A 10,279-nucleotide genomic window follows, 5' to 3' on the forward strand; every position below is an offset into this window, starting at 1 on the left:
CCCGTTAACTGATGTTCTAATTGATACATATACTTCCTAGTTTGGCTGAAGTCGTTAAAAAGATCACCGCCATGAATATATGCTTGAACATGGTGCTCATTTAACCACTTGGCTTGTTGATGCAAGGTTTCTTCAACTGAAACCTGATTCACATCTAAATGATTATCACTACCAAACGCGACCCGCACAATCATTCACCATCCTCAGCAAAATTTTCTATAATATATCACATTCAGTACTAAAAAGGACTGCGACCTACTTATTAGATCGCAGTCCTTTTAAAAATTATTTCTAAACAGTAACAGTATAACGTAACCGCGTTCTCAACATATTCAGATAGTCTGGATTATCAAAATTACCCAAAACTTCGGTTGCTCGTGCAGATGCTAACTCATCCTGATCTGTTAATAGTCGCCGGGCATTGGCATGATCTTTAACATTTTCCCTGGCCAGGCTTGTCGTATCAGCAATCCCGTGAATTGCAAATTTATCCAACCGATAGTGAGCTACGACATGTTGTATTTCAGACATCCGCTCAGCTACACTTGGCATTCGGTCAGTTTCAGGTTGGTCTGAAAGGTATGAGCCTAACATTTCAACTAATATAATTTCAATATCATTTTGCCTTGCAAAATTAGTAAACGTTGTTAAATATTGCCACGGCATTTCAGTACTGTTATGTAATAACATCAATTTTCGTGGACTATGACCAATTCGTCGTGTCCAGACATGATTACCATTTGGCAAATCAACAAATTGTGTTTGTGATGATAACATGACAATCCCCCATTTCGTATTTTGTGATAAATTATGTAAGCGTTTTCTACACCTTTATCGTACTACTTTGCTGTCATGTTTGTTAATTAAATTCCTTGCCATTGACACTTTTTAATCGCAACATGATTGTCGTCTTTAAATGGGACATTTTCTGCCAATAACATTGGACGTTGGTCAAACCAGCCAGGAACGAGCCGTCCGGTTGCTGTTACAACACGGTGACAAGGGTGTTTACCATAACCACCAGATTTGCCGAGAGCTTTGCCAACTAGCCGTGCATTCCGCGGGAGACCAATTAATTTGGCAATTTGCCCATATGTGGCGACTCTGCCGAATGGAATAATATCAACGATATTTAATACATCACGCATAAATTGTTCATCGATTTTAGTCATCGCTATTTCGCCGTCCTATCAAGTTTCCTGGAATTAATTTTAACCCTTATGAAAATCACCATAACCTGCATCAATAAAATTCTGTAACATTTTAATGTCTGCAAACTACTCAGGCGTTTTCGTAAAATGGTGACGCTGATTAATCGCAAATGAGCCGTGAATCATGTAGATGAACAGGCTGGTTGCAGCTTGTTCTGATAAGCCAGTTCGTTGCACTATTTTCGGAACAATCCGATCATGCTCGTGTTGTGCAATTCGTCCAATAATATATTCACTTAGATCGGGATCCATCAATAAACGCCGGTATTTTGGTGCCCCTGCAATCCTTTGACAAGCAGAAACAAGAGAAGTATCATCCGGATCCGCGTCAAAAGTCATGTCTTGATTCGCCAGCAACGCTTGATCCAGAACTGCATCTAACACTTCATTTAAATTCGAGTAGTGTAAATAAAATGTCGACCGCGTAATATCGGCTTCCCGGCATAACTGTGCAACCGTAACCTTAGCAAATGGTTGCTGATCAATTAATTTTAAAAAGGCTTGTTGAATTACATTCAAAGTATATACAGTTCTTCGATCTGTTTTACGAACATTTGCCATTATGGTTCTCCTTTAAAAGTTAACAACAAATTTTGACAACCGTCCATAAATAGACAGGTTACATAATCTGTTCTTGAGTTTTGAAATTAAATTAACTACACTAATAATAAAGGCGTTCGCCAGTTTAAAATTGTGCATTGATACTTTTGTGGTAGAACAATCACGAATCTACCCAGAACTGGACGATGATGATTTGCATGCTTTACATGTCTACCATCTCAACGATCAAAACCAAGTCGATGCATACGCACGAGTTTTTCTAGTTGATGATCACATTGTCTTTGGTCGTGTTGTCGTTGCTAAATCGGCTCGCCATACAGGACTAGCTACCGCTTTAATGCACCATATTATAGAAGCGTGTCGTCAACTCGGTTCAAAGCCGATTGTTATTTTGGCCCAGGAACAAGTTGTCGGTTATTATAAGCACTTTGGATTTAAAACCAGCGGTGAGCCATTCATTCATGAATCCACTCCTCATGTAAAAATGATTTTAGAAGATTATTAATATACATTAACTAGTAACCTTAATACCGATGATTCCAATGATTAGAAGAGCAATAAACAACCAAGTCAACGGGCTAATTTGATCGTGAAACAGGATCAAACCAACTAGAATCGACCCAACTGCACCAATTCCGGTCCAAATCGGGTATGCTAGTGAAAGATCAAGTCGCTTTAAAGATAATGCTAAAAATAAAAAGCTAAGTACTAACCCAATAATTGTCGCAATTGACCACCATAAATGTGAAAAACCATTACTTAATTTCATCGTTGTGGACCATACGCACTCTAACAAACCAGCAAAAATTAAGTATACCCATTGCATTACAAATTCCTCCTTATAAATAAAAAAGATAGCAACACCCTTCCTTCTATGACCTAATGGAAAAGTATTACTATCTCATTGTTCCCGGTGGAACATCTATTAAACTAGTTTAAATTTTAACAACAAGTGACAACCTTGTCAAACATTACACCAAAACGTTCTTTACTAACTTAGTTTAGTAAGGAGCGTTTTATTTTGATTTCAGGGTATTATAACCATTCAAAGTAAAACTATTTAAAAGTTGAACATCGTGATTCCATGCTTCGTTTTTTTGGAATCGGTTCGCACGATTAACCGCAAAAGAACCGTGTAAATTGTACAAGAATAACGTTTCAGCATCTTTTTTCGATAATCCCGTTTTTTGTTGAATTAGTGGAATTACGCGATCGCGTTCATGAACCATAATCCGTCCAACAATGTATTCGGAGAGATCAGGATCCAGCAACAACTGACGATACTTTGAATTAGCACCTACATGCTGGCATGTTGGGATTAAAGATTCGTTATCCTTTAAATAGTCAATGCCCATTGCATCAGTTGCTAAATCAGCTGGAGATGCTGCCATAATGGCGTCATCTAAGACTGCATTTAAGACATCGTTAATTGATTCAAAGTGTAAATAAAAAGTTGACCGGCTGATATCAGCAGCTTGGCAAAGATTCGTAACCGTGATTTTGGAAAACGGCATCTTCTGAATTAATTTCAAAAAACTATCCTTGATAGTGTTAATCGTGTATAGCGTTCGGCGATCTTGTTTTCTTTCTCCATTAGCCATAATTATCACAATCCTTTAATAATTTTTATGAACAAAGTCATTTTACCAAAAATTATGGACAACTTGTTCAGTGCTGTCCATAATCAGACAACCGATTCTAAGTTGTTATTAATTCCGTTCATGAAGCTCGCTACAATCAATTATAACATTTAACAACACTGTATCCATAAAACTACAGAGTGTCGATTAATAAGGAGCAAAGATATGAATAAAATTGATAATGTAGCAAAACATATTCAAGAAGCTGATGCAATTATCATTGGTGCTGGATCCGGAATGTCAAACGCTGCTGGAATGGATTTCTGGTACGAAGCCAGTCCTTTATTTATGAAGTATATGAAAGACTTTTACGAAAAGTACCATTTTGAAGGAATCTTTAAAGGATTTTACAACCGTTTTGATTCTCAAGAAGAACGTTGGGCCTATCTTTTGAAGATGCTAAAGATGGTTTCCACCATTCCACCGCAAAACGATGTTTATGACTACGTGAAAACAATCGTTAAAGACAAGCCTTTCCACATCATTACAACTAATCAGGATATGCTTTTCAAAAAGTTTTTCCCAGACGAACGCGTTAGCGAAATCCAGGGTTCTTGGGGCTTTTTCCAAAGCAAAAACACTGATACTGATAAACACCTATATCCTATTCAGAGTTACCTTGATGAATTAATTCCTAAGATTGAAAACAACCGGCTTGCTAAAGAGTTCATGCCAAAAAGTGAAGTCGATGGTTCCCCACTCATTCCATGGGTTCGTGGTCCCGAATTCTTAGAAGACCAAAAATACTATGAAGAATACGATAAAGCAAATCGGTTCCTTGGCAAGTATAGAAACAAGAAGATTCTGTTTATAGAAATCGGGGTTGGATGGATGACTCCAATGTTTATCCAACAACCATTCTGGGAAATGACTAATTACCTACCAAATTCCTTCTATATAAACTTTAACCCGAAGGATGCTTTAACTAACCCAGCGATTGCTGACCGCTCGTTGTTAATTCAAAGTGACACCGAAGAAGCCTTGAAGCAAATTGCACAACAAATCCAAGGAGGACAAAATGGCTAACTCAATCAAAACTGCACAAAAATGGTTAAACGATGCGGATGCAATCTTAATAACTGCAAGTAACGGTTTTTCAATTTCTGAAGGTTTAAACCTATTTGCTAATGATCAAAAATTAGTAACCGTATTAGGCGACCTAGTGGAAAAATACAATCTTCCAAGTTTGCTAGGGGCTTTAGGATACCAATATCCAAACGAATTAGATCGTTGGCGAGTTTATGCTAAAATTGCTGAATTTTATAATTACAACTACCAACCTGGTGAACTGATGGACCAACTAAAACAAATTGTAGATGGTAAGCCTCATTTTATTTGGACATCAAACATTGACCACCACTTCGCGCTTGCTGGTTTCGAAAATTACCTTGAAGTTGAAGGCAATTGGCAAACTGGGGTATGTACTACTCATCCTAAGGAACACTCCTTGGTAGATTTAAAGGACGTTTTGCATGAGATTTATCTTAAGGATCAAAACGGGACGTTAACAGAACAAGACCTGCCAACTTGTGGTGATTGTGGTTCCCCATTAGCACTCAATATTCCCGGCGACTTATTTAAGATGGATCAAACTCAGGTAGAAGGATTTGCTAACTTTGTCAACAAATACCAAGATCAAAAGATTCTGGTGTTAGAATTGGGAATCGGTCCACAAAACAGAATGATCAAAGAACCAAGTATGCAATTGGTTGCTGGTAATGCTCAAAGCCATTACATCACCATCAATAAGGGCCAATTAAATATTCCTAATGTGATTGGAGAACGCTCAATTGGTTTCTCTTCAACAATTTCTGAAGCATTTGATGCCCTAATCACTGGAACTGGAGACTTGCAAACTCAAGGCCCTACTAAACCAGCTCCAAAGCCAACTCCAGAACAACAGAAACAACAGGACGAGATGATGAAAAACTTTTACCCTTCCTACACCGTTAACCGCGGATATCGTCCTGGAGAGTTGGTAATGTACACGACGATTGACCCAGCACACCCTTCACATCTCCACATGGTGCAATACGGTCGTGCAATCATGTACACATATGGTGATCCCGTAACTGTCCATTGCTTTACACAAGATGGTCATTACCACTCCGTTAAACTGGGACTCAACAAACGTAAAAATGAAGTTCACGGTTTTTATGTTGAAGCCGGAACCTTTATTGCAATGGAAACACATAAAGGTGGTAAAACCGGGTTTTCACAAATCAGCATTACATTCCCAGACAATACTTCTGGAGAATTACTGATTCCAAAAGTTGATCAATTAGAGAAAGCTTATCCAGGCCAAAAAGCTTTGATTGAGCGCTTAATGATTAAACAATAATATCGTGCTAGTTGACGTAATTATATTTAAATGCTAAAGTAAAATCACAAATTTTGAGGAGGAATCATCCATTGTTATTTTAATTCTGCACATTTTAACTAGGAACCTTGACCTTATTACGCGGTCACACACTCCTTTATGGGTAGAATTTAAATTCAATGCGAAGATCACTAAATAAAAGTGAATGCTGTATTCACTCTCTTGGCCTACCCGTCTGCGGTAGACCTTTTTTTCTGCCAATAATTGAGTAGTAGACGGCTCCTAAGCGTTACTTCGACTAAATGATTGAATGGAGCGTGATAAATATGGAACCAATTATTATTAAAAATATGACTTTTGCTTATCCAGGCCAAAACGCCCTTTTTGATAATTGCAACCTAGACATAGAAAGCAGTTGGAAACTAGGCTTATTAGGGCGAAACGGCCGTGGAAAGACAACATTAATGAAGATTTTCCAAAACCAACTAGATTATACTGGCAAGATTCAATGTAATCTTAATTTTGCTAGTTTTCCCCTCTCAATTGAACCTGAAGTAACTAATTATGCGATTGGTGAAATCTATTATGCCTTACCAGTTCTACAAGATGAACAATGGAAGGTTGAACGGGAATTAAATCTATTACACACCAACTTAGATATTCTTTATCAGCCATATAAATCGTTAAGCGGTGGTGAGAAAACAAAATTGCAATTAGCGAGTTTATTCGCACTGGATGGATATTATTTGTTACTCGATGAACCAACTAATCATCTTGATCAAGCCAGCCGACAACAACTTGCTAACTATTTAAAAACTAAAAAGACTGGCTTTATTATTACCAGTCATGATCGCAATTTTCTAGATCATGTTATTGATCATTGCTTAGTGATCGAACAACATCAATTAGTTTTAGAACACGGTAACTATTCAACGTATTTCCAACAGAAGCGACGCCGTGATCAAGAGGCTCTGATAGTGAACCAGCAGCTTAAAAGTGAAATTAAACAGCTTAAACAAAAACAACAGCAACGCCAGCAATGGGCACAACAAGCAGAGAGTGAAAAGAAAAACAACGCTCATGCTGATAAAGGATTTATCGGTGCTAAAGCCGCTAAAATGATGAAAAAGTCCACCATAATGAATAAGCGGATGAATGAAACTATTCATGAAAAAGAAGCATTAATAAACGAACGCGAACAGATTGCTAGTCTTGAGCTTAACTACCGGACTTCCCTTCATAAGTCATTAATAACAGCCAAAGAAGTATCGCTTTCCTACTATCGACAACTGTTCCAACCAGTTAGTTTTACATTGAAAAGTCATGAACAAGTAGCATTAGTTGGTAATAATGGAATAGGTAAATCCAGTTTAATTAAAGCAATCTGTGGCGATTTCCCAGGCAATATTTCTGGTCAAATTGACATAGCTAATAAGCTCCAGATCAGCTTAGTCCGCCAAGATTACTCTAGCAACCATGGCTTGTTAAGAGAATTTGCAAACAATCACCAGCTTGACTATGAGCAATTACTGAACACCCTCTTTAAACTAGGGTTTAAACGGCAAACATTTAATATCCCGATTGAGCGGATGAGTATGGGACAACAAAAGCGGGTTGAGTTAGCCAAGTCATTGGTCGAACCTGCACAACTCTATATTTGGGATGAACCACTCAATTATCTAGATACTTATAATCAAGAACAGTTAATCGCCTTAATTAAGGAATATCAACCACCGATATTATTCATTGAACACGACCAAAACTTTATTGGTGAAGTTGCGACTAAACAAGTTTCACTTACCCCCCCCTGCCAAAGATGATTAAATCGGAATTTTCAAAAAAATATGCATGAGTCATTTAAACATTAAAAGTATTTTGCCCCTGTTCAGAGTACGGCTTAATTAGTGACTTTGGATCATCTTCAAATCCTTTACCATCTAATCGTGCGTTAATTAGCCCAATTGAAACAATAAATGAGTAGGCGGAAACTGGGCCAGCGTATTTAAAGCCATCTTTCTTCATTTGTTTGGCGATTTTGTCACCCAATGGGATTGTAGTACCCAGGGAGCTGATGGTTGGCACTCGAAAACGCCACTGAAAATAATCCATTTGTTGCCAAAAATAATTATCCAAAGATCCATATTTATCCTGCAATTTTATAACCGTTTCTGCATTACTGATGGTTGCACGGATTTTACGTTCATTGCGAATAAGTTTAGGATTATCAAGCATCGCCTTAACCTCATCATCACCCATTTTAGCGATTCGGCCGAAGTCCCAATTATGGTATGCCTTAGTTAATTCAGGGTATTTTAAAAAGGAAGCATTCCAGCTCAAGCCGGCTGCAAACATTCCAATTGTATATTGTTCAAAAATGCTACGATCATTATGAGGTGGAATTCCCCACACATCATCTTGATAATGTTTATACAATTTATTTCCCGGGTAATATTTTTGATGAAGAGTATCGTCCTTAAACCATTTTAATTGCTCAGCCATCCTTCCATCCTCCTTACTGTGACTTAATAAACGATTAATTATCAATACTATATTACTATCATAATTCAAAAAGGGCGCTGACAATCCTTTCAATTTAGGGATTGTCGGCACCCTTCTTTTTGAGTGGCTTTGATTGTTATTTATGAACAAAGCAATCAGATATTATTAGAAAGATATGCCCGCACCATTGTATTAATTCTATTAATGTCGACAATTCCTAAGTCCACCAAATGACCATCTAATAATTCTTTGAAATATGGATCTACGTCACCATTTTTAAATTCTTGATAATACTCGGTCAAACCAGTAGGGCCACCGATGTCTTCAATAATCCCGTAACCTACAGCATCAGTAATCCGCGGTGTCCCTAATGAATCAAAAGCTGTAATATTCTGAATGGTCAGTTTAAACTCCCAACCGTCACCAAAATCATAATTCACTCGTAACTCATCGTCATCGTTTAGTAGTGATACCGTTGCTTGTTCAGCATCCACTATATTATAACTATTGGAACCCATAAACAGGTCCATAGCACCATCGTCCTCAGTTTGCAATTCGTAAGTGGTCTTGGAAACTGGGTTTTCAACATTATATAGATGATATAAGGTCCCGCCAAACATCACAATCAGCAACTCTGCCATTTCTGAAATTGATTGATCACCACTAATTACAAAATCACGCGTCATTTTTGGCTGAAATCCCACTAATTCACTATGTAAATGATAATACTGGCTAATCCGTGATAATTTGATCTTGTCAGTAGAATTTGAATTAGCATATTTCTGACGAACATCATCCAATATATCCTGATAGGAAGCAGGAAGGTCACCATTTTTAATTAGCTCTTGTGCTTCTTCAAAAAATTCGGGATCGTGTAATTGGAATGAGAGAAGCTTGTGAAATTCCTCTTTATCTCCTGGTAATGGTTGTGCATCCAAAACAGTAAAGTCATTATCTGCTTCGCTGTTAACTGTTCGAACATCTGCTAATGTGAGAATTCCTGCTTGACTTAAGAATTCATAAAAATCTGTCAGCGTATATCTAATCAATCCGTCATGGTCATCGACAGTAGTCATGTAAAGGTTAAAAGAAGCTAAATTAGTGGTAATGACCTCTCCTTGCTGTTTCACCAAGAAGTTATTTAAATAGTCCTCTAGTATTTTCTGACCTTGTTTTTGATTTTCAACGTCCTGTCCAATCTCACTCTTTAAAAACTGATCAATCATTCTTTGATTGTTTTTACGTATTCTTATAATGTTCTGGTCATCATCCGTAAGTTCATCTTTAACACTTTCTTGCCAATAACGCGGATCATCAAAATTAGGTTGATAAATAACATATTTGGCATTAGCTTTTGGTCGGTGAGTTTTTTGAGGCCTAAGAAAGTTTACATTTTGAACAAAGCTAGCTAAAACTTTATCGTATAAATTCATTTCTTTTAGTAACTTACTAGTTAACTTTAATAAAGTTACGTTCCGTGCTACATCATTATCTTGCTGTGCAGCCTTAATGAATTCTTTTTGATGTTGTTCAATGAATTTTTCGTATTGTGGTAAAAACGGATTAGTCAATGGTTGTAAATAACGGTAGTACACTGATGTAAAATCAATTTCGTCTAGTAACCATTCATTTTGTTTAGCTGTCAAAAAGCCCAAAGTTTCTACTAAATTTGAGTATAATATTGAAAATTGATCTTGGCCAAGTTGATCAGAAAAAATTGGCATTCCTGTTTTCTCTTCAACATAAAGATACAAATGCTGCTGACCAATTTTCACTGGTGCCAGTGACCATTTTTTGAAAGACTGATTTGCTAATTTATATTTATTCATTGGTAGTTGATCTATTAAGCGATCATCAAAGAGTAATTGAACCATGATTTTCCTCCATGTTGGTTGCCCTAATTTATTCACTTGGTTTGTCAAGTAATAGCCTTTTTAATTATGGCAGATTGCAAGAAATAAGTTAACAATTATCATGTAAGTTTCTAAAAAAGACTTCAATTGGTGTTTGCCAATTTAAACATTTCATTGGTCTCGAATTAAGCCACC

The 10,279-nt window shown here is 37.0% G+C and carries 11 protein-coding genes and 1 pseudogene; 4 read left to right on the forward strand and 8 right to left on the reverse strand.

The window, feature by feature from the left end:
- The 4 genes and pseudogenes from H5975_RS05945 to H5975_RS05960 form a co-directional block, all read right to left on the reverse strand.
- Positions 1-188: pseudogene (locus H5975_RS05945) on the reverse strand (metallophosphoesterase); the annotation flags it as partial.
- Between the two features lie 103 nt (positions 189-291).
- Positions 292-777 (reverse strand): hypothetical protein, encoded by a 486-nt coding sequence (locus H5975_RS05950; protein WP_204785280.1) that lies wholly within the window; start codon positions 775-777, stop codon positions 292-294.
- An 86-nt stretch (positions 778-863) separates the two neighbouring features.
- Positions 864-1,172 carry an MGMT family protein gene (locus H5975_RS05955; protein ID WP_204785281.1) on the reverse strand — a complete coding sequence of 103 codons (309 nt, stop codon included), beginning with the start codon at positions 1,170-1,172 and terminating at the stop codon, positions 864-866.
- Positions 1,173-1,277: 105 nt separating this feature from the next.
- Complete coding sequence (locus tag H5975_RS05960) at positions 1,278-1,772, reverse strand: TetR/AcrR family transcriptional regulator (protein WP_204785282.1); 495 nt, start codon at positions 1,770-1,772, stop codon at positions 1,278-1,280.
- 73 nt (positions 1,773-1,845) lie between these two features.
- Here H5975_RS05960 and H5975_RS05965 point away from each other — a divergent pair, with 73 nt between their 5' ends.
- Positions 1,846-2,277 carry a GNAT family N-acetyltransferase gene (locus H5975_RS05965; RefSeq protein WP_204785283.1) on the forward strand — a complete coding sequence of 144 codons (432 nt, stop codon included), beginning with the start codon at positions 1,846-1,848 and terminating at the stop codon, positions 2,275-2,277.
- Positions 2,278-2,283: 6 nt separating this feature from the next.
- Here the strand turns inward: H5975_RS05965 and H5975_RS05970 are convergent, their stop codons facing one another.
- Positions 2,284-2,598: a DMT family transporter gene (locus tag H5975_RS05970; protein ID WP_204785284.1), complete on the reverse strand. Its 315-nt coding sequence runs from the start codon at positions 2,596-2,598 to the stop codon at positions 2,284-2,286.
- 190 nt (positions 2,599-2,788) lie between these two features.
- Entirely contained in the window at positions 2,789-3,373 is a 585-nt protein-coding gene (locus tag H5975_RS05975; RefSeq protein WP_204785285.1) for a TetR/AcrR family transcriptional regulator, read from the reverse strand.
- A 204-nt stretch (positions 3,374-3,577) separates the two neighbouring features.
- On the opposite strand from H5975_RS05975, the gene H5975_RS05980 reads away from it, so the two are divergent.
- The 3 genes from H5975_RS05980 (at position 3,578) to abc-f (ending at position 7,552) form a co-directional block, all read left to right on the forward strand.
- The gene (locus H5975_RS05980) at positions 3,578-4,438 is read left to right on the forward strand and encodes a Sir2 silent information regulator family NAD-dependent deacetylase (protein ID WP_204785286.1); all 861 of its coding nucleotides are present in this window, start codon (positions 3,578-3,580) and stop codon (positions 4,436-4,438) included.
- Complete coding sequence (locus H5975_RS05985) at positions 4,431-5,753, forward strand: cupin domain-containing protein (protein ID WP_204785287.1); 1,323 nt, start codon at positions 4,431-4,433, stop codon at positions 5,751-5,753. Before H5975_RS05980 ends, H5975_RS05985 begins: the two co-directional genes overlap by 8 nt.
- A gap of 305 nt (positions 5,754-6,058) precedes the next feature.
- A complete protein-coding gene (gene abc-f / locus H5975_RS05990; RefSeq protein ID WP_204785288.1) occupies positions 6,059-7,552 on the forward strand; it encodes a ribosomal protection-like ABC-F family protein in 1,494 nt (497 codons plus the stop codon).
- A 37-nt stretch (positions 7,553-7,589) separates the two neighbouring features.
- On the opposite strand, the gene H5975_RS05995 is transcribed toward abc-f, so the two are convergent.
- Together H5975_RS05995 and H5975_RS06000 are read right to left on the reverse strand one after the other, a co-directional pair.
- Entirely contained in the window at positions 7,590-8,231 is a 642-nt protein-coding gene (locus tag H5975_RS05995; protein ID WP_204785289.1) for a DNA-3-methyladenine glycosylase I, read from the reverse strand.
- A gap of 155 nt (positions 8,232-8,386) precedes the next feature.
- On the reverse strand, positions 8,387-10,105 hold the full coding sequence (locus tag H5975_RS06000) for a plasmid pRiA4b ORF-3 family protein (protein ID WP_204785290.1): 1,719 nt from the start codon (positions 10,103-10,105) through the stop codon (positions 8,387-8,389).
- Positions 10,106-10,279 lie beyond the last annotated feature (174 nt).

The sequence above is a fragment of the Limosilactobacillus coleohominis genome (assembly GCF_016901675.1).
In the GTDB taxonomy this organism is placed as follows: domain Bacteria; phylum Bacillota; class Bacilli; order Lactobacillales; family Lactobacillaceae; genus Limosilactobacillus; species Limosilactobacillus intestinavium.

Excerpts from the sequence above, each read along its gene's own strand:
- H5975_RS05950 (WP_204785280.1), bottom strand. The coding sequence starts at position 777 with ATGTTATCATCACAAACACAATTTGTTGATTTGCCAAATGGTAATCAT.
- H5975_RS05955 (WP_204785281.1), bottom strand. The coding sequence starts at position 1,172 with ATGACTAAAATCGATGAACAATTTATGCGTGATGTATTAAATATCGTT.
- H5975_RS05960 (WP_204785282.1), bottom strand. The coding sequence starts at position 1,772 with ATGGCAAATGTTCGTAAAACAGATCGAAGAACTGTATATACTTTGAAT.
- H5975_RS05970 (WP_204785284.1), bottom strand. The coding sequence starts at position 2,598 with ATGCAATGGGTATACTTAATTTTTGCTGGTTTGTTAGAGTGCGTATGG.
- H5975_RS05975 (WP_204785285.1), bottom strand. The coding sequence starts at position 3,373 with ATGGCTAATGGAGAAAGAAAACAAGATCGCCGAACGCTATACACGATT.
- H5975_RS05980 (WP_204785286.1), top strand. The coding sequence starts at position 3,578 with ATGAATAAAATTGATAATGTAGCAAAACATATTCAAGAAGCTGATGCA.
- H5975_RS05985 (WP_204785287.1), top strand. The coding sequence starts at position 4,431 with ATGGCTAACTCAATCAAAACTGCACAAAAATGGTTAAACGATGCGGAT.
- abc-f (WP_204785288.1), top strand. The coding sequence starts at position 6,059 with ATGGAACCAATTATTATTAAAAATATGACTTTTGCTTATCCAGGCCAA.
- H5975_RS05995 (WP_204785289.1), bottom strand. The coding sequence starts at position 8,231 with ATGGCTGAGCAATTAAAATGGTTTAAGGACGATACTCTTCATCAAAAA.
- H5975_RS06000 (WP_204785290.1), bottom strand. The coding sequence starts at position 10,105 with ATGGTTCAATTACTCTTTGATGATCGCTTAATAGATCAACTACCAATG.